The sequence below is a fragment of the Streptomyces afghaniensis genome (assembly GCF_044327915.1).
GTDB classification, from domain to species: Bacteria; Actinomycetota; Actinomycetes; order Streptomycetales; family Streptomycetaceae; genus Streptomyces; species Streptomyces afghaniensis.
Genome location: NZ_JBIRGJ010000007.1, coordinates 74,424 through 100,671, shown reverse-complemented (window position 1 = coordinate 100,671; position 26,248 = coordinate 74,424). Strand labels below are relative to the sequence as shown.

Below are 26,248 nucleotides of genomic sequence, written 5' to 3'. Positions count from 1 at the left end.
AAAACCTGAATGTGGTTCAACGCGGGAACAATCCAGCCAGCATCCGCACACCGATCACCCAGGCATCAAGGAGCACTCCCCATGTCCGAATCGCAGAAGGTGGCCGACCGGTCCGACGCCGCACCACCGGCGGTGAACAGCGTCGACCGGTTCTTCAAGATCTCCGAGCGGGGGTCCACCTTCGGCCGTGAGATACGCGGCGGCTTCGCCACGTTCTTCACGATGGCCTACATCCTTGTCCTGAATCCCATCATCCTGGGCAGCGCGAAGGACAAGTTCGGGCACCAGCTGGACGCCGTCCAGCTCACCACCGCCACCGCCCTGGTGGCCGCGGTCATGACGATCATCATGGGCGTGGGCGGCAATCTGCCCCTCGCGCTGGCCGCCGGACTCGGCCTGAACGCCGTGGTCGCCTTCCAGATCGCCCCGCTGATGAGCTGGGACGACGCGATGGGCCTCATCGTCCTCGAAGGCCTGCTGATCTGCGTGCTGGTGGTGACCGGGCTGCGCGAGGCCGTCATGCACGCCATACCCCAGCCGCTCAAGCAGGCGATCAGCGTCGGCATCGGCCTGTTCATCGCCTTCATCGGCTTCGTCGACGCCGGGTTCGTCAGCCGCATCCCGGACGCCGCGAACACCACCGTGCCGGTTCAGCTGGGCGGCACGGGAACGCTCACCGGCTGGCCGATTCTCGTCTTCTGCCTGGGCATCCTGCTGACGATCGGTCTGCTCGCCCGCAAGGTCAAGGGCGCCATCCTGATCAGCATCGTCACCATGACGGCGCTGGCGATAGTGATCAACTCCATAGCCGACATCAAGACCTGGGGCCTGACGACACCGTCCTGGCCCGACAAGCTCGTCGACGCCCCCGACTTCGGACTCGTCGGCGACTTCGACCTGTTCGGCGCCTTCAGTGCCCCGGGCGTCGGCGTCATCACCGTCGTGCTGTTGATCTTCACGCTGATCCTGTCCGACTTCTTCGACACCATGGGCACGGTCGTCGGCATCAGCGCCGAAGCGGGCCTGCTCGACGAGGAGGGCAAGGTCCCGAACCTCGGCCGGGTGCTGCTGATCGACGGTGCCGCCGCGGTCGCGGGCGGCGCGGCCTCGGCCTCCTCGGCGACCTCCTACATCGAGTCGGCGGCCGGCGTCGGCGAGGGCTCGCGCACCGGCTTCTCCAACCTCGTCACCGGCTCACTGTTCGGCCTCGCGCTGTTCCTGACCCCGCTGCTCACCATCGTCCCGCTCCAGGCGGCCGCCCCCGCCCTGGTCGCCGTCGGCTTCCTGATGATGACCCAGGTCAAGCACATCGACTGGGACCGCTACGAGATCGCCATCCCCGCGTTCCTCACCATCGCGGTGATGCCGTTCACCTACTCCATCACCAACGGCATCGGCGCCGGCTTCCTCGCGTACGTCGTGATCAAGACCGTGCTCGGCAAGGCCAAGGAGGTCCACTGGCTGCTGTGGGGGACCTCGGCGCTGTTCCTCGTGTACTTCGCGATCGACCCGGTCGAGCAGCTCCTGGGAGCCAAGTAGAGAGAAGGGCCGCCCCCGGGGGGAAGGGGGCGGCCCATCAGTACAGACGGCTTTCACGCGGCCGGGGTTCAGTCCTTCAGCGCGGCTTCCATCATCGCCTTGGCGACCGGCGCCGCCAGGCCGTTGCCGCTGACCTCCGAGCGGGCCGCGTTCGACTGCTCGACGACGACCGCCACGGCGACCTCCTTGCCCGACGAGTCGGACTTCCCGTACGAGGTGAACCAGGCGTACGGCACCTGGCTGTTGTTCTCGCCGTGCTGCGCCGTACCCGTCTTGCCGCCGACCGTCGCGCCCGGGACCTGGGCGTTCGTGCCCGTACCCTTCTCCACGACCGTCTGCATCGCCGACTGCAACTGCTCGGCGGTCGAGGAGCTGACGATCTCCTTCGAGCCCGCGTCGTCGTCGTAGTCCTGCAACACATCACCACCGCTGTTGGTGATCTGCGAAACCATATGCGGCGAAACCAGCTTGCCGCCGTTGGCTATGGCCGCCGACACCATGGCCATCTGGAGCGGCGTCGCCGTGACATCGAACTGGCCGATGCCCGTCAGGGCCGTCTGCGACGGGTACATGTCCGAGGGGTACACGCTCGTGTAGGCCCGGACCGGCACGTCCAGCTCGTCGTCGTTGAAGCCGAACTTCTCGGCCATCGCCTTCACCTTGTCCTGGCCGAGCTGGACGGCCATCTTCGCGAAGACGTTGTTGCACGAGTACTCCAGCGCCGTACGGATCGTGGCGTTCGTACAGGGCGCGTTCGGGTTCTCGTTCGACAGGTCCCGGGAGGTGCCCGGCAGCGTGTACGGGTCGGGGCTGGCGGTCTTCTCGTCCACCGACTGGTACAGCCCGTCCTCCAGCGCCGCTGCCGCCACGACCAGCTTGAACGTCGAACCCGGCGGCAGCGGCTGCCGCAGCGCACGGTTGACCAGCGGCTTCTCCGGGTCGGTCGTGAGCTTCTTCCAGGCCGCCCCCGCGGTGTTGGCGTCGGTCAGCGACGAGGGGTTGTACGACGGGGTCGACACGACCGCGAGGATCTTCCCGGTCTTCGGGTCGATGGCGACGGCCCCGCCCTTTTTGTCGCCGAGCGCGTCGTAGGCCGCCTTCTGCACGTCCGGGTCGATCGTCGTGACCACGTTGCCCGGGTCGGCCCGCTGGTTGGTGATGGTGTCCATCACGGACTTCAGACGGTTGTCCGTGCCGTTGAGCAGGTCGGTGTAGATGCCCTCCAGCTGGGTCGGCGCGTACGCCTGCGAGGCATAGCCCGTCACCGCCGCGTACAGCTCGCCGTCCGTGTACGTGCGCTTGTACCTGAGGTCGCTGTCCTTCGTCGGGGCCGAGCCGGTGACCGACCGGCCGCCCACGATGATGTTCCCGAGCGGCGCCGAGTACGTCTCGATCGCGTTCCGCCGGTTGTCCTTGTCGTCTGCGAGCGCCTGGCCCTCGTAGAACTGCACCCAGGTCGCCCTGACCAGCAGAGCGAGAACCAGCAGCAGCGTGAAGACCGATGCGCGCCTGATCGTCTTGTTCATCCCGAACATGAGGACGAGCCAGGCGGGGCGGATCGTTCCCACCCGTCCGGTTTTCTCATCCGGCGTTCAGAAAGCCCGCCTCGTACGCCGCGATGACCGCCTGTGTACGGTCCCGGGTGCCCGTCTTGGCCAGCACCGCCGCCACGTGCGACTTCACCGTGGCGGGACCGACCTCCATCCGGCGGGCGATCTCCGTGTTGGTCAGCCCCTGCGCCATGTGCCGCAGCACCTCCCGCTCGCGTCCCGTGAGCTTCGCCACCCACTGCGGCGGCGCCGGGTGCGCGCGTGCGTGCTCGGTCGCGAGGGTGCGGACGGCCGCCGGGAACAGCAGGCTGTCGCTGCGGGCCACCAGCCGGACCGCCTGCACGAGCGCGTCGGCGTCCGCCCGCTTCAGCAGAAACCCGGAGGCTCCTGCGCGCAGCGCGTCGTACACGTAGGAGTCGTTCTCGAAGGTCGTCACGACGACGATCCGGGGCGGATCGTCCAGCGTGGCGAGGATCTGCTCGGTGGCGCGGATGCCGTCGATCTCCGGCATGCGGACGTCCATGAGGACGACGTCCGGCCGCAGGTCCCGGACGACCGACACGGCCTCGGCGCCGGTGGCCGCCTCGCCCACGACCTCCAGGCCGGGCTCGGCGGAGAGGATGGCGCGCAGCGCGGTGCGGACCATGCGCTCGTCGTCGGCGAGGACGACACGGACGGGGGCGGGGCGGGTCATACGGGTCCCTTCATCGGCAGACGGACGTGCAACCGCCAGTTCTCCCCGGCCGCTCCGGACGAACCGGCGGCCGGTCCGGCCGTCATGGTCCCGCCCAGCAGCCTGACCCGGTCCGCGATGCCGCGCAGCCCGTGGCCGCCGCCGGGACGGGAGGACGCGGGAGCGGTGACCGCGGCGGGGCCGGTCACCGGATTCTCCACGGTGATCTCCAGCGCTCCGCCCACCACCGCGATCCGTACGTCGACGGCGACCCGGTCGCCCGCGTGCCGGAGGGCGTTGCTCAGCCCCTCCTGCACGATCCGGTAACCCTCCCGGGACAGCAGCGCAGGCAGCACCTCCAGGTCGGTGCCGACGGTGGCCGTCACGCGCTGTCCACCCGCCCGGGTGCGGCGCAGCAGCCCGTCGAGGTCGGCCGCCAGCGTCGGCGCCGGGGCCGTGCCGGGGGCGTCGCCCTCGCGCAACACGCCCAGCACGGCGTCGAGTTCGCCGACGGTGCGCCGGGTCGTGTCCTCGATCGCGGCGAGGGCCTCGCGGACGAACTCCGGATCGGAGTCGAGGACGCGGCGGGCCGCGCTCGCCTGGAGACCGACCGCGCTCAGCGCGTGGCCGACGGAGTCGTGCAGCTCCCGCGCGAGCCGGTTGCGGACGGCCAGGTCGGCGGCGCGTGCCTCGGCGGCCGCGAGCCGGCCCTCGGGGGACGGGCCGAGCAGCGCGGGCGCCCAGCGGGCCAGCAGCGCACCGACGCCTGCCGCGCAGCCGGCGAGGGCGACGAGCATCGCCGCGCCCGCGACCGGGGCGAGGGCCAATGCCCAGGTGTGGTCGAGGACTTCGGGCAGCCCGAGCCGCCCGCCGCGCAGTCCCGCGACGACCGGCAGCACGATCAGCACCACGGCGAACGGCGGCACGGCCAGCGACATCCCGGCGATGATCCCGCCGAACCCGAGATGCAGCGTGAACCAGCCCGCCGTGCGGCCCTTCTCACTCCGCGTCCGGGCCGGTCCGAAGGCGAGCCGGTCGGTGTCGACACCGCACAGCCAGCGCACGGCGGCGGCCTCCAGCGGCCGGGTCAGCGGGAACAGGGACGTGACGGCGGCGAGCGGCAGCCCCACGCCGAAGGAGGCGAGCTGGAGGGGAAAGGACGTGAAGACGTCCGTGCCGCCGGTGGCCGGACCGATGATCACCGAGCCGACCAGGACGTACGGCATCGCGAGCGCACCGCCGAGGATCAGATGCACCCAGCGCAGCCGGGCCCGCCGGCCGAACAGGGACCGGGCGGCCTGTCTCACGGAGTCCGCCGTGCGGCCCGGGCCGAGCGCTCGGCGAAGTAGTAGGCGCCGATGGCGGCGACGAGGAAGCCGACGAGCATCTGCCCAGCGTAGACAAGGTTCATCAGCGGCGTCGGACGGTCGGCGATGTCCTCGACGCCGCCGAGGGAGGCGAGCGACAGCCAGCCGCCCCAGCAGGCCACGGCGCCCGAGCCGACCCAGGCCAGGCCGAGCGGCACCGCCACGGGCAGCGCCCGCCCGCGCCGGAAGGCCAGCAGGAAGCCGCCGGCGACGGCCGCGAGGAGGAAGACCACGAACACCGCTTCCAGGACGTGGAAGTCACCGCCGCGGTCCGCCGCCCGGCCCTCGCTCAGCCCGGCGGTGCCGCCGCAGGCCCACAGCACGTGGAGGGCGAGCGGCGGCACGGCGAGCACGGCGGCCGCGACGGCGAGGGCGCGGTGGGCCGGCCCCACGACACCCACGGGCACCTCCCACACCCGCCCGCGCCACAGGTGCCCCCAGCGGTCGCGGGCGTAGAGCACGAACAGGGCGCCCAGGGCGAGCCCTTGGAGGATGAACCCCGAGTACACGACGGCGAACACCCACTCGGCCAGGAAGGCGTCCCGCCCCGGGGACTTTGCGCCCCCTCCGCCGAACGCCCTCACGACCAGCTGCGCCGGGAACCCCGCCATGATCGGCGCGAGCAGCCCGCCGGCGACCCACACGGGGAACGCCAGGAGCCACGCGGGCACCCTCAGCCCCCATGGCCGGGTCAGCACCAGCGCCAGCACGATCACCGCGCTGTCCAGCAGCACGGAAATGCCGTTGATCACCGCCATGCCCACCCGGTCGTCTAGCAGCCCGCTGCCCTCCGGGATACCGACGTGGCTCCCCGCGATCCAGGCGGCCTTGAGCCCGAGGTACGGCACGCAGGAGAGGACGGCGACGGCACGCAGGAGGCGCCGGGGACGGCTGAGCCGGACGGCGGGGCGGTCGACGGCGGCGGGAGCGAGTGACCGCGTCGTGCGGTGTGACTGCGTCATGCGATCAGGCTCCCGCGCGGCGGGCCGGCGGCACCTCCTGCACGACGATGATCCGCCTCCGCCGGACGGGGGAGGGCGGCTCAGCCCTCCAGGAGGAGCACCGTCTCCTCGATCTCCGCGCCCCGAGCGCTCGCGTACCCGCTGGCCGTCGCCACGGCACGGAAGCCGCACTTCTCCAGTACGCGCAGCGAGCCGGCGTTGTCCGACGCCGCCCGGGCGTACAGGGGGCGCTCGGGCACCTCCGTCAGCAGCGCCCCCAGGGCCGCCGTGGCGATGCCCTTCCCCCAGTACGCGCGGTCGACCCAGTACGTCACCTCGCGCTCGCCCGGCACGCCGTACACCGCCGCGCTGCCGACGACGTCGCCGTCGGCCAGGACGGTCCGCACCACGTCGGACGAGGACCGGATCCTGGCCCAGTGGGCGTCGAAGGCGCCCCGGTCGGCCGGGTCCTTGGGGACGAAGGCCGCCATCCGGAGGGCCTCGGGGTCGTTCATCTGCCGGAAGAAGACCGGCAGATCGCTGTCGTGGACCTGGCGCAGCTCGACGTTCATGCCTCAGAGCCTACGGGTGGCCAGTGTCAGCCGGTCCCGGGCGTCGAACAGCGCGTCCTTCACCAGCTGTTCGTGCGCCGGTGTGAGCCGCGCGACCGGCACCGAGCAGCTGATCGCGTCCCGCGCCGGCGTGCGGTAGGGAATGGCCACGCCGAAGCAGCGCAGCCCCAGCGTGTTCTCCTCGCGGTCCACGGCGAAACCCTGCTCCCGGACCTGGGCCAGCTCCTCGATGAGCTTCTCGCGGTCGGTGATCGTGTTCTCGGTCAGCGCGGGCAGCGTCTCCGGCAGCATCTTGCGGACCTGCTCGTCCGAGTAGGTGCTCAGCAGGGCCTTGCCGAGGGACGTGGAGTGCGCGGGCAGGCGGCGGCCGACCCGGGTGAAGGGACGCAGGTAGTGCTGAGACTGGCGGGTGGCGAGGTAGACGACGTTCGTGCCGTCGAGGCGGGCGAGGTGGATCGTCTCGGTCGTGTCGTCCGAGAGCCGGTCCAGCGTCGGGCGGGCCGCCGCCACCACCTCGTCGCCGTCGATGTACGACGTGCCGACCAGCAGGGCCCGCACCCCGATGCCGTACCGCGTGCCCGTCGCGTCCGTCTCCACCCAGCCCAGCTCGACGAGCGTGCGCAGCAGCATGTAGAGACTGGACTTGGGATACCCGACGGCCTCCTGGACCGCCGCGAGCGAATGCATACCGGGACGCCCGGCGAAGTATTCGAGCAGTTCAACCGTTCGTACCGCGGACTTGACCTGCGCCCCGCCGCCCGTCTCGCCAGCCGACATCGCCCTTGACCCCTTCGTTCGACGGGAAATAGTCTCCACAGCATATTCATCATCAGAGACAGCGTTCAGTATATCGAACGCCCCTGGTGGATGACCCAGTACTGCGGCATTACATGTGTGGAGGGACCCGCGGTGGCAGCAGCACCAGTCTGGAGTGTCGACCCCCGAACCGGGAAGCAGCGTGAACAGGTTGCGGTGGAGGCCACAGCCCAGGAGGTGGACGCAGCCGTCCGCGCCGCGCACGAGGCGCGTGGCTCACTCGCGGACCGTAGCGTCCGCGCGGCCTTCCTGCGCAGCGCCGCCGAGGAGCTGCAGGCGGCCAAGGACGGTCTCGTCGAGACCGCCGACGCCGAGACCGCGCTCGGCCCGGTCCGGCTGACCGGCGAGCTCGCCCGCACCTGCTACCAGCTGCGGGCCTTCGCCGACATCGTCGACGAGGGCGCCTTCCTCGACGTCGTCATCAACCACCCCGACGACACGGCGACCCCGCCGATCCCGGACCTGCGCCGCTACAAGGTGCCCCTCGGCGTCGTCGCCGTCTACTCGGCGTCGAACTTCCCCTTCGCCTTCTCCGTCGCCGGCGGCGACACCGCGAGCGCCCTCGCGGCCGGCTGCCCCGTCGTGGTCAAGGCCCACCCGGACCACCCGGCCCTGTCCGAGTACGTCGCGAAGGTGCTGCGCCGCGCCGCCGCCCGGCACGACATCCCCGACGGCGTCCTCGGGCTGGTGCACGGCTTCGAGGCGGGCGTCGAGCTGATCAAGCACCCGCTGGTCTCGGCGGCCGGCTTCACCGGGTCCGTGCGGGGCGGGCGTGCGCTGTTCGACGCGGCCGCCGCGCGTCCCGTGCCGATCCCCTTCCACGGCGAGCTGGGCTCGCTGAACCCGGTCGTCGTCACCGAGGCCGCCGCCGCCGAGCGGGCCGAGGCGATCGGCTCGGGCCTCGCCGGCTCGATGACGCTGGGCGTCGGCCAGTTCTGTGTGAAGCCGGGCCTCGTCCTCGCGCCGTCCGGCGCCGCCGGTGACGCCCTGCTGAAGTCGCTGACCGACGCCGTCAGCGACACCGACGCCGGGGTGCTGCTCGACCACCGCATGCGTGACAACTTCGTGGCCGGTGTCGCCGAGCGGGCCGAACTGCCCGACGTCGACTCCCCGGTCACGCCCGGCGCGGGCGGCGAGCACACCGTCAGCGCGGGCTTCCTGACCGTTCCGGCGAGCAGGCTGGCGGCGGAGGGGGAGCACGACCTGCTCCTGGAGGAGTGCTTCGGGCCGGTCACCGTGGTGGCCCGCTACGAGGACGATGCCGAGGTGAAGGCCGTGCTGTCGCGGCTGCCGGGCAACCTCACGGCGACGGTGCAGCTGTCCGAGGAGGAGGCCGCGGGCGAGGGGCGGGGCGCGGAGCTGCTCCAGGAGCTGACGCCGCTGGCCGGGCGTGTGCTGGTGAACGGGTGGCCGACGGGGGTTGCCGTCGCGCCGGCGCAGCACCACGGGGGGCCGTATCCGGCTACGACGTCGACGTCCACGTCGGTGGGCGGGACGGCGATCGAGCGGTGGCTGCGGCCGGTTGTCTACCAGAACGCTCCGGAGGCGCTGCTTCCCGCGGAGCTGCGGGACGAGAACCCGCTGGGGCTGCCTCGGCGGTTCAACGGGCGTCTGGAGCGATAGCGCCGTAGGGGTGCGGTGAGTTGCGGGGTGCCGGTTCGTTGTGGTTGATCGCGCAGTTCCCCGCGCCCCTTCAGGTCGGAGCTGGAAGAGTGGGGCGAATGGAACTGGAACTTCCCGAACTTCCTTTCGCTCTGCGCACTTACGGGCCCGAGGCCCACTGGTCCCACGAGGACGGGGTGCTCACCGGGTGGGCCGGGGCGCGGCAGGATCGGTTTGTGCCGCCCACCGGGGAGGGGCTGGACCCCGCCTCCGACGCGCCGCGGCTGCTGGGGGCGCCCGAAGGGGACTTTCAGCTGATCGCCCGGGTCACGGTCGGGTTCGGTGCGGCCTTCGACGCCGGGGTGCTCTACGTCCATGTCGGCGAGCGTGCCTGGGCCAAGCTCTGTCTGGAGTACTCCCCGGACGTGCCCACCGTCTGCACGGTGGTCACCCGGGGGCACTCCGACGACGCCAACTCCTTCACCGTCGACGGCAGTTCCGTCTGGCTCCGGGTGAGCCGCACCGGCCGCGCCTTCGCCTTCCACGCCTCCCGCGACGGTGAGCGCTGGACCTTCGTCCGCCTCTTCACCCTCGGCGACGAGAAGGAGACGGGCGCGGCCCTGGTCGGCTTCATGACCCAGTCGCCGATGGGGGAGGGCTGCGTGGTGACGTACGACCACATCGAGTTCAGGCCGCACTGGCCGAACGACCTGCGCGACGGAAGCTGAGGCCTGGTGGTCATCCGTACCGTCCTGCCCGCCGATGTGGAGGACGTCGTGGCGCTGCATGCGCGGGCCCGGGCGACCTACTACCCCGACGGGCTGCCGCAGGACGGCACCGACTGGCTCGCCGCCTGGCGGAGCGCCCTCGCGCGGCCGGACGGGCGGGTGTGGTGCGTCGAAGAGGCGGGGTGCATCGTCGGCCTGGCCTCCTTCCGCACCCCCGGGGGCGCCCCGTCGGACACGGTGAAGCTGTTCCAGTTCCACGTCGACCCGGACCACTGGGGCCGCGGCGTCGGCACCGCCCTGCACACGGCCTGCGTCGAGGCGTGGACATCCGGCGGAAGGCGGACGGCCGTCCTCGACGTGCACGTCGACAACCGGCGGGCGCAGCGGTTCTACCGGCGGCACGGGTGGGTGCCGGAACCGGCCGGGCCGGGGGATCACCACCTGACGATGCGGCTCCCCCTGACCACGGAATGAACCCGGCTGCTTGAACGTTCACCAACTCGGCGGAGGGAGCCTCCGCACCCCGTACGAGCTGGAGAGAGCCGAAGACATGCGCGTCGAGATCTGGAGCGACATCGCCTGCCCCTGGTGCTACGTGGGCAAAGCCCGCTTCGAGAAGGCGCTGCGGGACTTCCCGCACCGCGACGAGGTCGAGGTGGTGCACCGCTCCTTCGAGCTGGACCCGGGCCGCGCCAAGGACGACATCCAGCCCGTGATCACGATGCTCACCAGGAAGTACGGCATGAGCGAGGCCCAGGCCGAGGCCGGTGAGGACAACCTGGGCGCGCAGGCCGCCGCCGAGGGGCTCGACTACCGCACCAGGGGCCGCGACCACGGCAGCACCTTCGACATGCACCGCCTGCTGCACTTCGCCAAGGAACAGGGGCACCAGGAGCGGCTGCTCGACCTGATGTACCGGGCGAACTTCGCCGAGGAGCGCTCCGTCTTCAATGACGACGAGCGGCTGGTGGAGCTCGCCGTCGCCGCCGGACTGGAGGCGGAGGCCGTCCGCGCGGTGCTCGCCGACCCCGGCTCCTACGCCGACGACGTACGCGCCGACGAGCGGGAAGCCGCGCAGCTCGGCGCGAGCGGTGTGCCGTTCTTCGTGCTCGACCGCAAGTACGGTGTCTCCGGTGCCCAGCCCGCGGAGGTCTTCGCCCAGGCCCTGACCCAGGCGTACGGCGAGCGCTCGCCCCTGACGATCGTCGACGGCGGCGACGCGGACGCGTGCGGGCCGGACGGCTGCGCGGTGCCCCAGCGCTGAAGCCGCAGGTCGGGGCGTATGTATAAGCGCCTCTTAGCGACATCACGCAGAAATCGGTAATGGACGGGGAGATCCAGGGGACGCAGAGTGGTTCCATGGAGACCTTCGAGAACCTCGTCCGTGCCGAGTTCGCCCCGAAGCACACCTACCTCAACACCGCGAGCAACGGGCTCCTGCCCGCCCGGACCGTCACCGCCCTGCACCAGGCGGTGCTGATGCGCGCGGAGGGCGTGCCCCTGGGGCCCCTGTACGAGGACGTCGAGGCGGCCCGCGCGTCCTTCGCCCGGCTGGCCGGCGTGCCGGCCGAGCGGGTCGCCACCGGTGCCTCGGTGGCCGAGTACGGCGGGCTGATCGCCGCCTCGCTGCCCGAGGGCGCCGAAGTCCTCACCGCGGAGGCCGACTTCGCCTCCCTGGTGAACCCCTTCCACGCGCGCGGGGACCTCAAGGTGCGCGCCGTGCCCCTGGAGCGGCTCGCCGAGTCCGTCCGCCCCGGCACCGCGCTCGTCGCGGTCAGCACGGTCCAGTCCGCCGACGGCCGCCTCGCCGACCTGCCGGCCGTGCGCGAGGCGGCCCGGGCGCACGGGGCCCGCACCTACGTCGACGCCTCCCAGTCGGCCGGCTGGCTGCCGATGGAGGCCGACGCGGACGACTTCCTCGCCGCCGTCGGCTTCAAGTGGCTCCTGGGACCGCACGGGGCCGCGTTCTTCGTCGCCCCGCGGGACTTCGGCGGGCTCACCCCGCTGCTCGCCGGCTGGGTCGCCGGTGAGAAGCCCTGGGAGAGCTGCTACGGCCCCGTCGAGGAACTCGCCCACTCCGCCCGGCGCTTCGACATCAGCCCCGCACTCTTCAGCTACGCCGGGCTGCGCGCCTCCCTGGAGCTGCTGGAGGAGATCGGCATCGACGTCGTGCACGCCCACGACGTCGCCCTCGCGGACCGCTTCCGCGTCGGGCTCGCCGAGCTGGGCCACGCGCCGGTGCCCGCGCCGGGCTCGGCGATCGTGTCCGTGCCGGGGCTCGGCCACCGGCAGGGCGAGCTGAGCCGGGCGGGCATCCAGGTGTCCGACCGGGCCGGGAATCTGCGAGCCGCGTTCCACCTCTACAACACGGCGGCGGACGTCGACCGGCTCCTGGACATCCTCAAGGCATGAAGGCATGAAGGCATGAAAAAACCGGGTGGGGCCTCCCGTCCCACACGAGGAGGCCCCACCCGGCAGCTTGGTCACACGGTCACTTCACCGGCGTGAAGTCCCGCGCCCCGATGAACTCCGGACGCCGCACCGGCGCCGCGAACGGTTCCACCGCCGTGTTCTCCACGCTGTTGAACACGATGAACACGTTGCTGCGCGGGAACGGCGTGATGTTGTCGCCGGAGCCGTGCATGCAGTTGCAGTCGAACCAGGTCGCCGAACCGGCCTTGCCCGTGAACAACTTGATGCCGTGCTGCGAGGCCAGCAGGGTCAGCGCCTCGTCCGACGGCGTGCCCGCGTCCTGCATCTGCAGCGACTTCTTGTAGTTGTCCTTCGGCGTGGCCCCCGCGCACCCGAGGAAGGTCTTGTGCGACCCCGGCATGATCATGAGCCCGCCGTTGGTGTCGTAGTTCTCGGTCAGCGCGATCGAGACCGACACCGTGCGCATCCGCGGCAGACCGTCCTCGGCGTGCCACGTCTCGAAGTCCGAGTGCCAGTAGAAGCCACTGGCCCCGAAGCCCGGCTTGACGTTGATCCGCGACTGGTGGACGTAGACGTCCGAGCCGAGGATCTGCCGCGCACGGCCGACGACCCGCTCGTCCCGCACCAGCTTGGCGAACACCTCGCTGATCTTGTGCACCTCGAAGACCGAGCGGATCTCCTTGGACATCGGCTCGACGATCGACCGCTCGTCGGCACGGATGTCCGGGTCGTTCACCAGCCGGTTCAGCTCGTTCCGGTAGACGGCGACCTCGTCGTCGGTGATCAGCTCGTCGATGGCGAGGAAGCCGTCACGCTCGAAGGAGAGCAGGTCGGCGGGCGCGACCGGACCGGGCGCGTCGGGGGCGCCCCAGACGACCGGGTCCTGGCGCGGGGTGAGCACCTCGGTGGCGCCACGACTGGGATACAGGTCGGGGATACCGGTGGTGGTGTCGGTGGTGGCGGTCATGGAAACGTCACACCTCCTCGGTGAGCAGCGGGTAAACGCCGTTCTCGTCGTGGTCCTCCCGTCCGGTCACGGGCGGATTGAAGACGCAGAGGCAGCGGAAGTCCTTCTTGATCCGCAGCGTGTGCTTCTCGTGCCCGTCCAGGAGGTACATGGTGCCGGGCGTGATGGTGTACGACTTCCCGGTCTCGTGGTCGGTGAGCTCGGCCTCGCCCTCCACGCAGACGACGGCCTCGATGTGGTTCGCATACCACATCGACGTCTCCGTACCCGCGTACAGGACCGTCTCATGCAGGGAGAAGCCGACCTTCTCCTTGGCGAGGACGATGCGTTTGCTCTCCCACGTGCCGGACGCCGACTTCACGTGCCGGTCGGTACCTTCGATCTCCTTGAACGAACGGACAATCACGGTGCTGCGATGCCTCCTAAATGGGGTGGTGCCGGTTACTTGGTCAGGCGGTCTCGCGGACGGCGCGGGCCAGCATCGACAGGCCCTCGTCCAGTTCCTCGGGCGTGATGGTGAGGGCGGGAAGCAGTTTCACGACCTCGCTCTCGGGCCCGGACGTCTCGATGAGCAGGCCGAGTTCGAAGGCGCGCTTGGCGACCTTGCCCGCGCGGGCCTTGTCGTGGAACTCCATGCCCCACACCAGGCCGCGGCCCCGGTACTCCTTCACGTCGGCCAGGTTCTCCTCCGTGATGGAGATCAGCGCCTGCTCGACCTGCTCGCCGCGCTTGCGGGTCTGCTTCTCCATCGCGGAGCCGTCGGCCCAGTACGCCTCCAGGGCCGCTGTGGCCGTGACGAAGGCGGGGTTGTTGCCGCGGAAGGTGCCGTTGTGCTCGCCGGGCTCCCACACGTCGAGCTCGGGCTTGAACAGGCACAGCGACATGGGCAGGCCGTAGCCGCTGATCGACTTCGAGACGGTGACGATGTCCGGCGTGATGCCCGCCTCCTCGAAGGAGAAGAAGGCGCCGGTACGGCCGCAGCCCATCTGGATGTCGTCGACGATCAGCAGCATGTCCTGCCGCTCGCACAGCTCCGACAGGGCGCGCAGCCACTCGGGCCGGGCCACGTTGATGCCGCCCTCGCCCTGCACGGTCTCGACGATCACGGCGGCCGGCTTGTTCAGGCCGGAGCCCTGGTCCTCCAGCAGCCGCTCGAACCACAGGAAGTCCTCGACGGTGCCGTCGAAGTAGTTGTCGAACGGCATGGGCGTGCCGTGCACCAGGGGGATACCGGCGCCGGCCCGCTTGAAGGCGTTGCCGGTCACGGCCAGCGAGCCCAGCGACATGCCGTGGAAGGCGTTGGTGAAGGACACGATCGACTCGCGCCCCTTCACCTTCCGCGCCAGCTTCAGCGCGGCCTCCACGGCGTTGGTGCCGGTCGGGCCCGGGAACATGACCTTGTACGGCAGGTCGCGCGGGCGCAGCAGCAGGTTCTGGAAGGCCTCCAGGAACGTGCGCTTGGCGGTGGTCGACATGTCGAGCCCGTGCGTGACGCCGTCCCGCTCCAGGTAGTCGATCACGGCGCGTTTCAGGACCGGGTTGTTGTGCCCGTAGTTCAGTGACCCGGCTCCGGCGAAGAAGTCGAGGTACTCATGGCCGTCCTCGTCGTACATGCGGCTGCCCACCGCACGGTCGAAGACGGTGGGCCAGCCGCGGCAGTAGCTGCGTACCTCGGACTCGACGGTCTCGAAGACACTCAGGTCGGGCTGGGTGATGGTCACGAAGAATCGCTCCTCGGTGCGTGGGGGAAGTCTGCGGGAGTCGGGCGGAAAGTCAGGGGGCCAGCGGGCCGATGCGGTACAGGACCTCGGGGTCGTGCGGCCCGTCGGGGAACACGGCCGTGTCGAACAGCACCTCGCGCTCCAGCCGGGCGCCGTGCCGCTCGGCGAACGACGTGAACAGGCGCTCCGAGGCGGTGTTGCCCGGGGTGATGGTGGTCTCCACCGTCGTCACCCCGCGCTCGGTGACGGTCCGGGCGACCAGACCGTCGAGCAGCGTGGCGGCCAGCCCGCGCCCGCGGTGCGCCTCGTCCACCGCCACCTGCCAGACCAGCAGGGTGCGCGGGCTGTCCGGCCGCACGTACCCGGTGATGAAACCCATCGGCTCGCCGTGCTCGTCACGCGCTACGGCCGACGTGGCCGCGAAGTCGCGGCACCACAGCAGATAGCTGTAGGACGAGTTCAGGTCGAGAACCTTCGAGTCCTTCGCCATCCGCCACAGTGCGGCTCCGTCAGCCACCGTGGGGCGGTCGATTTGCGGATCTGCTTGTACGGCAGTCATGCGAATTGAACTTACCCAGCGAAATTCAAAATTGCATCGCCGTGAGGGGTTACGTATGAGCCATGCCTGTGTTATCGCGCGAGCGCGAGGCTTCACATCGGAAGGCGGCAAGATGCCCGATATTGCCCGGGTAATACCGGGCATAGCGGTCACGATGTGTAACGCGTCACAGCCATGTAATCACCACGAGATCTGCCCGAATTCCCTCTCCGAGTGTTCTCAAAATCTTTGGGTTTAGGATCGGAGAAAGCGGGCAGAAGAATACGGGAAGCTGTTCTTGAAAGAATTCCTAATTGTGTGCCAGCTTACATATGGGTCGCTTCGGAAAGCACGTCTAATTCAGGCCCCGGTCACTCCGTCGATGCGTTCCCGCAGGAGATCGGCGTGACCGTTGTGCCGTGCGTACTCCTCGATCATGTGGATCAGCACCCAGCGCATGCTGACCTCCATCCCGGGCACCGGCCCCTCGGCGACCCGCCCGATGTGGTCCAGCGGCAGTCCCGCGCACAGCTCCCGGCCCCGCGCGATCTCCCGCCGCCAGATCCCGAGCGCCTCGTCGAGCCCTCGCCCCGGGTCCAGCGTGTAGCCGGTGCCGTCCTCGTACACCGGCGGCACGTCGAGGCCGGCGGCCACCCGCTGGAACCAGTTCCGCTCGACCTCGGCGAGATGCTGCACCAGCCCGAGGAGCGTCAGCCCGGACGGCTCGGCCGACGCCGTCCGTACCTGCGCGTCGTCCAGCCCGGCGCACTTCAGCGCCAGCGTGGCCCGGTGGAAGTCCAGCCAGCTCTCGAGCATGGCCCGCTCGTCACCGCTGAGGTGCGGGACGGGGCGGCCGTCGGGAAGGGTGATGGGGGTGTCGGCGGGGGTGTTGGTGGTCATACGGGGAGCATGGCACGGACCACTGACAGCGGCTGCGGGACCGGGCGACCGCCGCGCGCCGGCCTCCGGCTACCGTCCGGCGCCGGAACCCGGCCACCGCCACGCATCCTCGGCCGCCCGCAGCGCCCCCGTCACGTCCACCGGCAGCCCCGCCTCCCAGAGCGCGGTCCCCAACGCCGCCAAGCTCGCCCGCACAGCCCCCGGCGTGGCATCGGCCCCGTAGTGATTGACCCGGATCATCTCCTTGGCCAGCGCACCTCCGCCGGCGGCGAGCGGCACCGCCGGATCCGCCTGAAGCGCCCTGGCCACCAGCTCCGACGCCACCAGCCCGGAAGGCGCCCGGAGCGTCGTGGCGACCGGCGCCGCGTCCCGGGCCTCGTACACATACGGCTCCAGCCCGCCACCGAGTGCGACCGCCCCGGCCCGCGTGGCCGCTGCCGCGCAGGCGTGCCGGGCCATCACCGCGTCCGGCCCCTCCGCCTCGATCCGCTCCACGCACGCCTCCAGCGCCAGCATCTCCAGCTGTGCCGGAGCGTGCAGCAGCGCCTTGCGGCCGCCGTCGATCCACCGCTCCTTCCAGTCCAGAAGCGACAGATACGAGCGGCGCGGCGCCCGCGGGTTCGCCGCCATCCGGGCCCACGCCCGCTCGCTCACCGACACGGCCGACACGCCGGCCGGCCCGCCCATCGCCTTCTGTGCCCCGATCACGCACAGGTCCACGCCCCACGCGTCCGGCAGCACCGGCTCGGCACCGATCGACGCCACCGCGTCCAGGTAGAACAGGGCCCCGTGCGCCCGCACCACCTCGCCGATCTCCGCGACCGGATTGGTGTTGCCGGTCGCCGCCTCCGCGTGCACCAGCGACACGAAGTCGATCTCCGGGTGCTCGGCGAAGGCCTGCCGTATCTGCTCGGCCGTGACCGCCGTGTGGAAGGGCACCGCCAGGTCGACCACCGTCGCCCCGCAGTCCCGCAGCCAGTCGCCGAAGGTCTGCCCGTACGGGCCCGTGATCACGTTCAGGGCCGTCGTGCCCGGACCGGCCGCGGCACGGATCGCGCCCTCCAGCGGCAGCAGCGCCTCGCCCTGCATGATCACGACGTCCTGCTCGGTGCTCAGCAGCCGGGCCACACGGTCCTCGATCGCGGCGAAACGGTCCGCACCGAGCGGGGCCAGGTCCAGAAACGGATGCGTCACGGTGGCGCTCTCTTCACTCGCGGGAACAACGGGAACGAGGGTAACCGCCGTGCCCCGGCCCGCTGCGACCGGCGACTTCCCAGGTCCGGCGGCTCCGCAGCCATCGGATTGTTTTCAGGAGCCCAAACTTCTCCTTATGATCGGAACCCATAGTTCACTCACAGGAGGCTCGCCGTGAACACGCACCCCGGGCACCGGGCCCGCATCCTGGCCGCCACCACCGCGACGGCCGGGCTGCTGCTCGTGGCCGGCTGCACCTCCACCGACGACGGCGGCAGCGGCAAGAAGACGGCCGCGGGCGGCGTCGAACTCGTCAAGGCGGGCCGGCTCACCACCTGCACCCACCTGCCGTATCCGCCGTTCCAGTCGGAGATCGACGGCAAGGTCCAGGGCTTCGACGTGTCGCTGATCGACCTGGTCGCCAAGGACCTGGGCGTGCGGCAGCACATCGTCGACCAGCCCTTCGAGAACTTCAAGACCGGCGGGTCCCTCAACGCCGGCCAGTGCGACCTCGCCGCCGCCGGCATGACCATCACCGAGGAGCGCAAGAAGAACGTCGACTTCTCCGACCCGTACTTCAACGCCACCCAGGCGGTGCTGGTCGACAAGAAGAGCGGCATCGGCTCCTTCGCCGCGCTCAAGGGCAAGAAGCTCGGCGCCCAGGCGCAGACGACCGGTGAGGACTACGCCAAGAGCAAGGGCCTCGACCCGGTCTCCTTCGAGTCCTCCGACGCCGTCCTCAACGGCCTGCGCACCGGCCAGGTCCAGGCCGTCGTCATCGACTACCCGGTCGTCCAGGGCTGGCTGAAGGACAAGGCCAACGCCGACGCCTTCAAGGTCGTCGACAACATCGAGACCGGCGAGCAGTACGGCTTCACGGTGAAGAAGGGCAACACCAAGCTCCGCGCCGCGATCAACAAGGCGATCGCGGACGCCAAGGCCGACGGCACGTACAAGAAGCTGTACGAGCAGTGGATCGGCCCGTACGACGAGTCCGCCGCCTCGCCCGCCGCCTCATGACCGACACGGCCACGCCCGAAGTCCGGCCCGAGAAGAAGGGCCTCACCCGGCGGCAGAAGCGCAGCCTCTCGCGCGGCGTCCAGTACGCCGTCTTCGTCGCGGCAGTGATCGCCTTCGCGGTATCGGCCGACTGGGACCGGCTCCAGAACCAGTTCGCGCAGGCGGACATCGCCGAGCGCATGTTCCCGGACGTCATCACGCTGGCGCTGAAGAACACCGTGCTCTACACGGTGACCGGCTTCGCGGTGGGGCTGGCCCTCGGCATGGTGATCGCGCTGATGCGGCTGTCCTCCGTGGGGCCGTACCGCTGGCTCGCCGGGATCTACATCGAGATCTTCCGCGGCCTGCCCGCCCTGCTGATCTTCATCTTCATCGGTGTCGCCGTGCCGCTGGCCTTCCCCGGCACCGAGATCATCGGCGGCACGTACGGGAAGGTCGCCCTCGCGCTCGGCCTGGTGGCCGCCGCGTACATGGCGGAGACGATCCGCGCCGGCATCCAGGCCGTGCCCAAGGGGCAGCTGGAGGCGGCCCGTTCGCTCGGCTTCTCGCCCGCGCGGGCCATGATCTCCATCATCATCCCGCAGGCGTTCCGCATCATCCTGCCGCCGCTCACCAACGAACTGGTGCTGCTGTTCAAGGACTCCTCGCTGGTGCTGTTCCTCGGCGTCACCCTGGAGGAGCGCGAACTGTCCAAGTACGGCCGCGACCTGGCCAGCCAGACCGCCAACTCCACGCCGATCCTGGTCGCCGGACTGTGCTACCTGCTGGTCACGATCCCGCTCGGCTTCGTCGTACGCCGCATGGAGGCGAAGGCCCAGGAGGCCGTGAAATGAGCCGACCCGAGATCGAGGTGCGCGCGCTGCACAAGTCGTTCGGCGCCAACGAGGTGCTGCGCGGGATCGACCTGGAGATCGCCCGGGGCGAGGTGGTCTGCGTCATCGGCCCGTCCGGCTCCGGCAAGTCGACGCTGCTGCGCTGCGTGAACCTGCTGGAGGAGCCGACGAAGGGCCAGGTGTTCGTCGGCGGTACGGAACTGACCGACCCGGACGTCGACATCGACGCCGCACGCCGCCGCATCGGCATGGTCTTCCAGCAGTTCAACCTCTTCCCGCACCTCACGGTGACCGAGAACCTCACGCTGCCGCAGCGCCGGGTGCTGCGCCGGGACAAGGCGGCGGCCGCGAAGGTGGCCGCCGAGAACCTGGCACGCGTGGGCCTGTCCGAGAAGGCGGCCGCCTACCCCTCCTCGCTCTCCGGCGGCCAGCAGCAGCGCGTCGCCATCGCCCGGGCCCTGGCCATGGGCCCCGAGGTGATGCTGTTCGACGAGCCGACCTCGGCGCTGGACCCCGAACTGGTCGGCGACGTCCTCGCGGTGATGCGCATGCTCGCCGACGAGGGCATGACGATGATGGTCGTCACCCACGAGATGACCTTCGCACGCGAGGTCGCCGACCGGGTCGTCTTCATGGACGGCGGTGTGATCGTCGAGGACGGCACCCCCGAGCAGGTCATCGGCAACCCGCGCCACGACCGCACCCGCCACTTCCTCTCCCGCCTCCTCGACCCCGCCATGGCCGAGGTGGAGGAGGAGACCTCGGACCAGGTGGGCAAGGCCGACTAGCGGCTGGCTAGGGTGCCGTACATGAGCGATCGCACGGTGCTGCACGTGAAGGGACGGGTGCTCGTCGGGCCCGAGGAGGTCCGCGACGAGCTGTGGGTCGTCGACGGCCGGATCTCCTACGAGCGTCCCGCCGGCGCCCGCGACATCCGTACCGTCAGGGGCTGGGCCCTGCCCGGCCTCGTCGACGCGCACTGCCACGTGGGACTCGACCGGCACGGCGCGGTCCCCAGGGACGTCGCCGAGAAGCAGGCCCTGACCGACCGGGACGCGGGCACGCTGCTGATCCGCGACGCGGGCTCGCCCTCCGACACCCGCTGGATCGACGACCGCGACGACCTGCCGAAGATCATCCGCGCCGGGCGGCACATCGCCCGCACCCGCCGCTACATCCGCAACTACGCCTGGGAGATCGAGCCGGACGACCTGGTCGCCTACGTCGCCCAGGAGGCCCGGCGCGGCGACGGCTGGGTGAAGCTGGTCGGCGACTGGATCGACCGCGATCTCGGCGATCTGTCGGCCTGCTGGCCGCGCGGGGCGGTGGAGGCGGCGATCGCCGAGGCGCACCGGCTGGGCGCCCGGGTCACCGCGCACTGCTTCGCGGAGGACTCCCTGCAGGACCTCGTCGAGGCGGGCATCGACTGCATCGAGCACGCGACGGGCCTGACCGAGGACCTCATCCCGCTCTTCGCCGAACGGGGCGTCGCCATCGTCCCGACGCTGGTGAACATCGCGACGTTCCCGCAGCTCGCCGACGGCGGCGAGGCCCGGTTCCCGCGCTGGTCGGCCCATATGCGCCGGCTCCACGAGGGCCGCTACGACACCGTGCGCAACGCCTACGACGCCGGGATCCCGGTCTTCGTCGGCACCGACGCCGGCGGCGGACTCGCCCACGGCCTCGCGGCGGCCGAGGTCGCCGAACTGGTCACCGCGGGAATCCCGCCCGTCGAGGCCCTGGCCGCGGGGACTTGGACGGCCCGCGCCTGGCTCGGCCGCCCCGGCCTGGACGAGGGCGCCCCGGCCGACCTCGTCGTCTACGACGAGGACCCGCGCAAGGACGTGGGCGTACTGGCGGCACCGCGCCGGGTGGTGCTGAACGGGCGCGTGGTCGGGTAGGCCTGTCGTTCGGAGGGACTGATGCTGCTGGGCACGGGCCTGTCACCCTCCGCGCCGCCGTCAGTCGGTTGCCGGTCGGCCGGCCGTGGCTGGTGTTCTGCTGTTCCGCCGTCCCGTTGCGTCGGCGCACCGACCGGGACGGGGGCGGCCGGGAGCGCGCGGCGGTGAGCCGTCGTGGTGGGCACCGGTCGGTCTTCGTTCGCGCCGCCTCAGTCGGCTGGCCCCGGCGGCTGGCCGTGGTCGGCCGGGCTTCGGGTCGCCGTGGCCGGTGTTGTGCTGTTCCGCCGTCCCGTTGCGTCGGCGCACCGACCGGGACGGAGACGGCCGGGAACGCCCGGCGGTGAGCCGTCAGTCGGCCAGCGCGCGCTCCAGTGCCCGCAGGAACCCGTCCATCGTCGCCCGGTCCCGTACCGCCAGCCGCAGCCACTCCTCGTCCAGGCCGGGGAAGGTGTCCCCGCGCCGGACGGCGTAGCCGAGGTCGCGCAGGCGGCCGCGTACGGTCGCCGCGTGCGGAAGCCGGATCAGGACGAACGGGCCCTGTGCGGGTTCCACCACCCGCAGCCCGGCCGGGGCGAAGCGGGCGAGGCCCGTCAGCAGGTGGGCCCGGTCCGCGGCGATGCGGTACGCCGCGTGCGCCGCCTCCGCCACCGCCCGTGGCCCCACGCACGCCTGCGCCGCGGCCAGCGCCGGCGTCGACACCGGCCACAGCGGCTGCGCCCGCTCCAGGTCCTCGACGGTCTCCGGCGCCGCCAGTACGTAACCGATCCGCAGCCCCGCCAGCCCCCATGTCTTGGTCAGGCTGCGCAGCACCACGAGGCCGGGCACGTCGACGCGGTCCGCGAGGGACTCCCGCTCGCCCGGCACCGCGTCCATGAACGCCTCGTCCACGACCAGCAGCCGCCCGGGCCGGGCGAGGGAGGCGATCACGTCCGCCGGGTGCAGCACCGACGTCGGGTTCGTCGGATTGCCGATCACCACCAGGTCCGCGGTCTCGGGAACGGCCGCCGGGTCCAGCCGGAAGCCGTCCTCCTCCCGCAGCAGCACCCGGTCGACCGTGTGCCCGGCGTCCCGCAGCGCGGCCTCCGGCTCCGTGAACTGCGGATGGACGACGACCGGCCGCCGCACCTTCAGCGCCCGCGCCAGCAGCACGAACGCCTCCGCCGCCCCCGCCGTCAGCAGCACCCGCTCCACGCCCAAGCCGTGCCGCGCCGCCACCGCCGCGCGTGCGGCCCGCCCGTCCGGGTACGCCGCCAGATCGCCCAACGAGGCGGCGATGTGCTCGCGCAGCCACGCCGGCGGGGTGTCCGCGCGGACGTTCACGGCCAGGTCGACGAGCGAGCCGCCGTCGTCCCGGACCTCCGCGTCCCCGTGGTGCCGCAGATCGTGCCCGCCGTCAGTGGACATGGGAGTGCGCCCCGTGGTGGTGCCCGTGCCCGTGGTGGTGGCCGTCGTCGTCCGGGTGGAAGTGCGGCTGCTGCGGCAGCCCCACCTTGTCCTCGAAGCCCGGCAGCGCGATGCGGTACACGCACGAGTCGCAGTTCATCCGCAGATCACCCTCGACGGCCTCCGTGTACCGCTCCCACACCAGGTCCAGCAGCTCCGGCTCCGGCCCGATGACGTCGGCCGAGCGCACCTCGACCTCCGGGTGCGCCGCCGCCCAGCCCTCCGTCTGCAGCCGCACCCGGTCCGGCAGGATGCCGGTGAACAGGAAGTAGGGGAGCACCACGATCCGGCGGGCGCCCAGCCGCACGCACCGGTCGAGTCCGCTCGGGACGTCCGGCGCCGCCAGCGACACGAACGCCGTCTCGACGCCCGCGTACCCACGCCCCTCCCACAGCAGCCGGGCAGCCTTGTGCACCTCGGCGTTGGCGTCCGGGTCCGTCGACCCGCGCCCCACCAGCAGCACCGTCACATCGGCCCGGTCACCCGGCCTGCGCCCCGCCGTGCCGCCCAGCGCCTCGTCCAGCCGCCGCTCCAGCACGTTCAGCAGCGCCGGGTGCGGACCCAGCGGACGCCCGTACGTGTACGAGACCCCGGGGTGCCGCTCCCGCTCGCGGGCCAGCGCCGCCGGGATGTCGCCCTTGGCGTGCCCGGCGGACACCAGCATCAGCGGCACGGCCGCGAACCGCCGTACGCCCCGTTCCACCAGTTCGGTGACGGCCTCGCCCAGCGGCGGCGGGGACAGTTCGATGAAGCCGCCCGCGACGGGCAGTTCCGGGTGGCGGGCCCCCAGCTCCCGCACGAAGTCGCGGAACGCCTCGGCTCCGGCGTCGTCACGGGTGCCGTGGCCGGCGATGAGCAGGGCGGGCGGGGTGGTCACAGTTTCTCCTCGGCGGAAGTGGGGTGGTGGACGGCGCGGTTCACTCGGGCTCCTCCTGCCAGCGGTAGCCGCGCGGCGTCACCATGCGCCCGGCGATCTCGCGGGTCGCGGTGTTGCCCACGGTGACGACGGTCATCATGTCGACCGTCGCCGGGTCGAGCGCGGCCAGAGTCGTGAGCCGGGCGGACTCGTCCGGCCGCGAGGCGTTGCGCACGACACCGACCGGCGTCGTCGGCGCCCGGTGCTCGGCGAGGATGTCCAGCGCCTTGGGCAGCTGCCAGTCGCGGCCGCGCGAACGCGGATTGTAGAACGTCACCACGATGTCGGCCTCGGCCGCCGCCCGTACCCGCCGCTCGATGACCTCCCACGGCGTGTGCAGGTCGGACAGGCTGATCGACACGTGGTCGTGGCCCAGCGGGGCGCCCAGGATCGCGCCTGCCGCGAGCGCCGCCGTCACACCGGGCACACCGACCACGTCGATGTCGTCGGAGGCCTCGGCGAGCGCCGGGGAGGCCATGGCGTACACGCCCGCGTCCCCGCTGCCGACCAGCGCGACGGCCCGCCCCGCGCGGGCCTCCTCGACGGCTGTGCGCGCCCGCTCCTCCTCGGCCCCGAGGCCCGACTCCAGGATCCGGGTGCCGGGCCGCAGCAGGTCGCGGATCTGGTCGACGTACTGGTCGAGCCCGACCAGCACGGAAGCGCGCCGGAGTTCGGCCTTCGCACGCGGCGTGAGCAGGTCCCGGGCACCCGGCCCGAGCCCGACCACCGCGAGCCGTCCGCGCCCCGGGCGCCGTACGACGGCACAGGTCGCCATGGCGGGGCTCGCGGCCGACTTCCGCTTGGGGACGAGGAGTTCGCCCCCGCGCACCAGGGCGGCGGCCTCCGCGACCGAGGGCGTACCGACGGCGACGAGCGGCGCGTCGGACGGATTGGGCACCTCCACCCCGGCCAACTCCCCGGCGGAGTACGTCACCAGAGGGACACCGAGCCGCCGGGCGGCCTCGACGATGCCCGGCTCCTCCGCTTTGGCGTCGACGGTGGCGAGCTCGGCGACCGACGCGGCGGACAGCCCGGCCTCCCGCAGGACGCCCTCGACCAGCCCGAGCACCTCCTCGGCGGGGGCACCCTTCGACGCCCCGACCCCGACGACCAGGGACGGCGGGCGCAGCACCACCTCGCGCTCGGCCGCCGGGACGAGCCGGTCGGTCAGCCGGATCGTGTACGACCCCTCACCGGCCACCGGGAGCGGCGGCAGCGGCCAGGCCACCTCGGCCCGCAGCGCCACCGCCTCACCGTCCAGCATGGCGCGGGAGACCCCGGCGACATCGCCCTCCACGGGCAGACCGAGGGTGTCCAGGCCGGGCAGGTCCGCCGCGTCCGTCGCCGTGGTCACGACCGGCTCGGCACCCAGCAACTCACCTACCTCCCGGGCGAGTTCGTTGGCCCCGCCCGCGTGCCCGCCCACCAGGGACACCGCGAACCGGCCGCCCTCGTCGACGCACACCACGCCCGGGTCCGCCGTCTTGCCGGACAGCAGTGGTGCCACCAGCCGCACCACCGCGCCGGTCGCCAGAAAGCACACGAGCTGCTCGCACTGTGCGAACGCGGCCCGTACGGCGTCCCCGACGGGACCCTCGTACACGCGCGTGCGGTCCGGCCACGCGGCGGCCAGCCGGTCCCGCGCGGCCGCTCCCGCCGCCGTGGCGGAAATGAGGCCGATCACTGAGCGACTCCTTCTGCGATGTCTTCCCTGCGCCCGACAGGTACGGGAGGCCGGACGATCATGTGCGGGCACCCCGTTCGCGCAGGGCCTTGCGGGCCTCCGGGTCGGCCTTGCGGTAACCGTGGAAGTGGCCCGGGTGGTAGAGGTGCGAGCGGGTGCCGTGCGCGTCGAGCGCCGGGCCGACGAGGAACAGCGTGTGCTTCCAGAGCTTGTGTTCCTTGACCGTCTCCTCCAACGTGCCGATCGTGCACTTCACGACCAGTTCCTCCGGCCAGGTCGCCTGGTACGCGATCACGACCGGGGTCGTCGTCGGATAACCGCCCTCCAGCAGCTCCCGCACCAGCTGCCCGCTGCGGGCGGCGGAGAGGAAGATCGCCATGGTGGTGCCGTGCCTGGCGAACTCACGGACCTCCTCCCCGGGCGGCATGGGCGTCTTGCCCCCGCCCAGCCGGGTCAGGACGACGGACTGCGCGACCTCGGGGATGGTCAGCTCGCGCTGCGCGAGCGCGGCGACGGCGGAGAAGGCGGACACCCCGGGCACGACCTCGGTCGCGAGGCCGATCTCCGTACACCGGTCGAGCTGCTCCTGGGTGCCGCCCCACAGGGCGGGGTCACCGGAGTGGATCCGGGCCACCTTCAGCCCCTCTTCGCGTGCCCGCTCGTACACGGCCACCACGTCCTCCAGGGACAGGGCCGCCGAGTCGAGGATCTCCGCGTCCTCGCGCGCGTGCTGGAGGACCTCCGCCTGGACCAGGCTCGCCGCCCAGATCACCACGTCGGCCTCGGCGATGGCGCGCGCGGCACGGAACGTCAGCAGGTCGGCGGCGCCGGGGCCGGCACCGACGAAGGTCACCTTGCCGGTGGGGGCGTCGGCCATGGGGTTGGTCCTCTCGTACAGGGGGTTACCGGT

26 protein-coding genes are annotated in these 26,248 nt (G+C 71.6%); 10 read left to right on the top strand and 16 right to left on the bottom strand.

The annotated features are described in order from the left end of the window. Nucleotides 1–81 precede the first annotated feature (81 nt). Nucleotides 82–1,539 carry an NCS2 family permease gene (locus ACH4G3_RS26260; protein WP_397626815.1) on the top strand — a complete coding sequence of 486 codons (1,458 nt, stop codon included), beginning with the start codon at nt 82–84 and terminating at the stop codon, nt 1,537–1,539. Between the two features lie 68 nt (nt 1,540–1,607). Here ACH4G3_RS26260 and ACH4G3_RS26255 read toward each other — a convergent pair whose 3' ends face one another. From ACH4G3_RS26255 to ACH4G3_RS26230, 6 genes are all read right to left on the bottom strand, one after another. Next, a complete protein-coding gene (locus ACH4G3_RS26255; protein WP_397627237.1) occupies nt 1,608–3,065 on the bottom strand; it encodes a peptidoglycan D,D-transpeptidase FtsI family protein in 1,458 nt (485 codons plus the stop codon). A 55-nt stretch (nt 3,066–3,120) separates the two neighbouring features. Further along, nucleotides 3,121–3,783 carry a response regulator transcription factor gene (locus ACH4G3_RS26250; RefSeq protein ID WP_397626814.1) on the bottom strand — a complete coding sequence of 221 codons (663 nt, stop codon included), beginning with the start codon at nt 3,781–3,783 and terminating at the stop codon, nt 3,121–3,123. Next, nucleotides 3,780–5,069, bottom strand: a complete 1,290-nt coding sequence (locus tag ACH4G3_RS26245; RefSeq protein ID WP_397626813.1) for a sensor histidine kinase — start codon at nt 5,067–5,069, stop codon at nt 3,780–3,782. Before ACH4G3_RS26245 ends, ACH4G3_RS26250 begins: the two co-directional genes overlap by 4 nt. Continuing rightward, nucleotides 5,066–6,091, bottom strand: coding sequence for a hypothetical protein (locus ACH4G3_RS26240; protein ID WP_397626812.1), 1,026 nt, complete (start codon nt 6,089–6,091; stop codon nt 5,066–5,068). Before ACH4G3_RS26240 ends, ACH4G3_RS26245 begins: the two co-directional genes overlap by 4 nt. A gap of 80 nt (nt 6,092–6,171) precedes the next feature. After that, the gene (locus ACH4G3_RS26235; protein ID WP_397626811.1) at nt 6,172–6,642 is read right to left on the bottom strand and encodes a GNAT family N-acetyltransferase; all 471 of its coding nucleotides are present in this window, start codon (nt 6,640–6,642) and stop codon (nt 6,172–6,174) included. A 3-nt stretch (nt 6,643–6,645) separates the two neighbouring features. Then, nucleotides 6,646–7,419 (bottom strand): IclR family transcriptional regulator, encoded by a 774-nt coding sequence (locus ACH4G3_RS26230; protein WP_020277261.1) that lies wholly within the window; start codon nt 7,417–7,419, stop codon nt 6,646–6,648. Between the two features lie 132 nt (nt 7,420–7,551). On the opposite strand from ACH4G3_RS26230, the gene ACH4G3_RS26225 reads away from it, so the two are divergent. The 5 genes from ACH4G3_RS26225 to ACH4G3_RS26205 all read left to right on the top strand — a co-directional run bounded on the left by ACH4G3_RS26225 (nt 7,552) and on the right by ACH4G3_RS26205 (nt 12,200). After that, nucleotides 7,552–9,081, top strand: a complete 1,530-nt coding sequence (locus ACH4G3_RS26225; RefSeq protein WP_397626810.1) for an aldehyde dehydrogenase (NADP(+)) — start codon at nt 7,552–7,554, stop codon at nt 9,079–9,081. Between the two features lie 98 nt (nt 9,082–9,179). Next, entirely contained in the window at nt 9,180–9,788 is a 609-nt protein-coding gene (locus tag ACH4G3_RS26220; protein WP_397626809.1) for a DUF1349 domain-containing protein, read from the top strand. A 3-nt stretch (nt 9,789–9,791) separates the two neighbouring features. Beyond that, a complete protein-coding gene (locus ACH4G3_RS26215; protein WP_397627236.1) occupies nt 9,792–10,262 on the top strand; it encodes a GNAT family N-acetyltransferase in 471 nt (156 codons plus the stop codon). A 76-nt stretch (nt 10,263–10,338) separates the two neighbouring features. Further along, nucleotides 10,339–11,052: a DsbA family oxidoreductase gene (locus ACH4G3_RS26210; protein WP_397626808.1), complete on the top strand. Its 714-nt coding sequence runs from the start codon at nt 10,339–10,341 to the stop codon at nt 11,050–11,052. A 95-nt stretch (nt 11,053–11,147) separates the two neighbouring features. After that, nucleotides 11,148–12,200, top strand: coding sequence for an aminotransferase class V-fold PLP-dependent enzyme (locus tag ACH4G3_RS26205; protein WP_397626807.1), 1,053 nt, complete (start codon nt 11,148–11,150; stop codon nt 12,198–12,200). Between the two features lie 79 nt (nt 12,201–12,279). On the opposite strand, the gene thpD is transcribed toward ACH4G3_RS26205, so the two are convergent. The 6 genes from thpD to ACH4G3_RS26175 form a co-directional block, all read right to left on the bottom strand. Then, nucleotides 12,280–13,188: an ectoine hydroxylase gene (gene thpD, locus ACH4G3_RS26200; RefSeq protein WP_397626806.1), complete on the bottom strand. Its 909-nt coding sequence runs from the start codon at nt 13,186–13,188 to the stop codon at nt 12,280–12,282. 7 nt (nt 13,189–13,195) lie between these two features. Continuing rightward, nucleotides 13,196–13,594, bottom strand: a complete 399-nt coding sequence (locus tag ACH4G3_RS26195) for an ectoine synthase (RefSeq protein WP_397626805.1) — start codon at nt 13,592–13,594, stop codon at nt 13,196–13,198. 43 nt (nt 13,595–13,637) lie between these two features. Continuing rightward, nucleotides 13,638–14,909 (bottom strand): diaminobutyrate--2-oxoglutarate transaminase, encoded by a 1,272-nt coding sequence (ectB, locus tag ACH4G3_RS26190; protein ID WP_397626804.1) that lies wholly within the window; start codon nt 14,907–14,909, stop codon nt 13,638–13,640. Between the two features lie 52 nt (nt 14,910–14,961). Beyond that, a complete protein-coding gene (ectA, locus tag ACH4G3_RS26185) occupies nt 14,962–15,468 on the bottom strand; it encodes a diaminobutyrate acetyltransferase (RefSeq protein ID WP_397619821.1) in 507 nt (168 codons plus the stop codon). 339 nt (nt 15,469–15,807) lie between these two features. Beyond that, nucleotides 15,808–16,347 carry a DinB family protein gene (locus ACH4G3_RS26180; RefSeq protein ID WP_397626803.1) on the bottom strand — a complete coding sequence of 180 codons (540 nt, stop codon included), beginning with the start codon at nt 16,345–16,347 and terminating at the stop codon, nt 15,808–15,810. Between the two features lie 69 nt (nt 16,348–16,416). Continuing rightward, nucleotides 16,417–17,541: a pyridoxal-phosphate-dependent aminotransferase family protein gene (locus tag ACH4G3_RS26175; RefSeq protein ID WP_397626802.1), complete on the bottom strand. Its 1,125-nt coding sequence runs from the start codon at nt 17,539–17,541 to the stop codon at nt 16,417–16,419. Nucleotides 17,542–17,715: 174 nt separating this feature from the next. Here ACH4G3_RS26175 and ACH4G3_RS26170 point away from each other — a divergent pair, with 174 nt between their 5' ends. The 4 genes from ACH4G3_RS26170 to ACH4G3_RS26155 are packed head-to-tail and all read left to right on the top strand — an operon-like array spanning nt 17,716 to nt 21,295. Next, entirely contained in the window at nt 17,716–18,561 is an 846-nt protein-coding gene (locus tag ACH4G3_RS26170; protein WP_397626801.1) for a transporter substrate-binding domain-containing protein, read from the top strand. Continuing rightward, nucleotides 18,558–19,394, top strand: a complete 837-nt coding sequence (locus ACH4G3_RS26165) for an amino acid ABC transporter permease (RefSeq protein ID WP_397626800.1) — start codon at nt 18,558–18,560, stop codon at nt 19,392–19,394. Before ACH4G3_RS26170 ends, ACH4G3_RS26165 begins: the two co-directional genes overlap by 4 nt. Next, the gene (locus tag ACH4G3_RS26160; protein ID WP_397626799.1) at nt 19,391–20,182 is read left to right on the top strand and encodes an amino acid ABC transporter ATP-binding protein; all 792 of its coding nucleotides are present in this window, start codon (nt 19,391–19,393) and stop codon (nt 20,180–20,182) included. The genes ACH4G3_RS26165 and ACH4G3_RS26160 overlap by 4 nt, the downstream gene beginning before the upstream one ends. A 21-nt stretch (nt 20,183–20,203) precedes the next feature. Then, nucleotides 20,204–21,295 carry an amidohydrolase family protein gene (locus tag ACH4G3_RS26155; protein WP_397626798.1) on the top strand — a complete coding sequence of 364 codons (1,092 nt, stop codon included), beginning with the start codon at nt 20,204–20,206 and terminating at the stop codon, nt 21,293–21,295. A gap of 348 nt (nt 21,296–21,643) precedes the next feature. Here the strand turns inward: ACH4G3_RS26155 and cobC are convergent, their stop codons facing one another. Genes cobC through cobM form a run of 4 tightly spaced genes read right to left on the bottom strand, consistent with a single transcriptional unit; the run spans nt 21,644 to nt 26,215 of the window. Then, on the bottom strand, nt 21,644–22,699 hold the full coding sequence (gene cobC, locus ACH4G3_RS26150) for an Rv2231c family histidinol phosphate aminotransferase CobC (protein ID WP_397626797.1): 1,056 nt from the start codon (nt 22,697–22,699) through the stop codon (nt 21,644–21,646). Further along, complete coding sequence (locus ACH4G3_RS26145; protein WP_397626796.1) at nt 22,689–23,615, bottom strand: sirohydrochlorin chelatase; 927 nt, start codon at nt 23,613–23,615, stop codon at nt 22,689–22,691. The genes cobC and ACH4G3_RS26145 overlap by 11 nt, the downstream gene beginning before the upstream one ends. A 40-nt stretch (nt 23,616–23,655) precedes the next feature. Next, the gene (cobJ, locus tag ACH4G3_RS26140) at nt 23,656–25,338 is read right to left on the bottom strand and encodes a precorrin-3B C(17)-methyltransferase (RefSeq protein ID WP_397626795.1); all 1,683 of its coding nucleotides are present in this window, start codon (nt 25,336–25,338) and stop codon (nt 23,656–23,658) included. 58 nt (nt 25,339–25,396) lie between these two features. Next, nucleotides 25,397–26,215, bottom strand: coding sequence for a precorrin-4 C(11)-methyltransferase (cobM, locus tag ACH4G3_RS26135; RefSeq protein ID WP_397626794.1), 819 nt, complete (start codon nt 26,213–26,215; stop codon nt 25,397–25,399). Nucleotides 26,216–26,248 lie beyond the last annotated feature (33 nt).

Bases quoted from the DNA above. Each gene is read 5' to 3' on its own strand.
- ACH4G3_RS26260 (WP_397626815.1), top strand. From the start codon at position 82: ATGTCCGAATCGCAGAAGGTGGCCGACCGGTCCGACGCCGCACCACCG.
- ACH4G3_RS26255 (WP_397627237.1), bottom strand. From the start codon at position 3,065: ATGAACAAGACGATCAGGCGCGCATCGGTCTTCACGCTGCTGCTGGTT.
- ACH4G3_RS26250 (WP_397626814.1), bottom strand. From the start codon at position 3,783: ATGACCCGCCCCGCCCCCGTCCGTGTCGTCCTCGCCGACGACGAGCGC.
- ACH4G3_RS26240 (WP_397626812.1), bottom strand. From the start codon at position 6,091: ATGACGCAGTCACACCGCACGACGCGGTCACTCGCTCCCGCCGCCGTC.
- ACH4G3_RS26235 (WP_397626811.1), bottom strand. From the start codon at position 6,642: ATGAACGTCGAGCTGCGCCAGGTCCACGACAGCGATCTGCCGGTCTTC.
- ACH4G3_RS26230 (WP_020277261.1), bottom strand. From the start codon at position 7,419: ATGTCGGCTGGCGAGACGGGCGGCGGGGCGCAGGTCAAGTCCGCGGTA.
- ACH4G3_RS26220 (WP_397626809.1), top strand. From the start codon at position 9,180: ATGGAACTGGAACTTCCCGAACTTCCTTTCGCTCTGCGCACTTACGGG.
- ACH4G3_RS26210 (WP_397626808.1), top strand. From the start codon at position 10,339: ATGCGCGTCGAGATCTGGAGCGACATCGCCTGCCCCTGGTGCTACGTG.
- ACH4G3_RS26205 (WP_397626807.1), top strand. From the start codon at position 11,148: ATGGAGACCTTCGAGAACCTCGTCCGTGCCGAGTTCGCCCCGAAGCAC.
- thpD (WP_397626806.1), bottom strand. From the start codon at position 13,188: ATGACCGCCACCACCGACACCACCACCGGTATCCCCGACCTGTATCCC.
- ectA (WP_397619821.1), bottom strand. From the start codon at position 15,468: ATGACTGCCGTACAAGCAGATCCGCAAATCGACCGCCCCACGGTGGCT.
- ACH4G3_RS26180 (WP_397626803.1), bottom strand. From the start codon at position 16,347: ATGACCACCAACACCCCCGCCGACACCCCCATCACCCTTCCCGACGGC.
- ACH4G3_RS26165 (WP_397626800.1), top strand. From the start codon at position 18,558: ATGACCGACACGGCCACGCCCGAAGTCCGGCCCGAGAAGAAGGGCCTC.
- ACH4G3_RS26160 (WP_397626799.1), top strand. From the start codon at position 19,391: ATGAGCCGACCCGAGATCGAGGTGCGCGCGCTGCACAAGTCGTTCGGC.
- ACH4G3_RS26155 (WP_397626798.1), top strand. From the start codon at position 20,204: ATGAGCGATCGCACGGTGCTGCACGTGAAGGGACGGGTGCTCGTCGGG.
- cobC (WP_397626797.1), bottom strand. From the start codon at position 22,699: ATGTCCACTGACGGCGGGCACGATCTGCGGCACCACGGGGACGCGGAG.
- cobM (WP_397626794.1), bottom strand. From the start codon at position 26,215: ATGGCCGACGCCCCCACCGGCAAGGTGACCTTCGTCGGTGCCGGCCCC.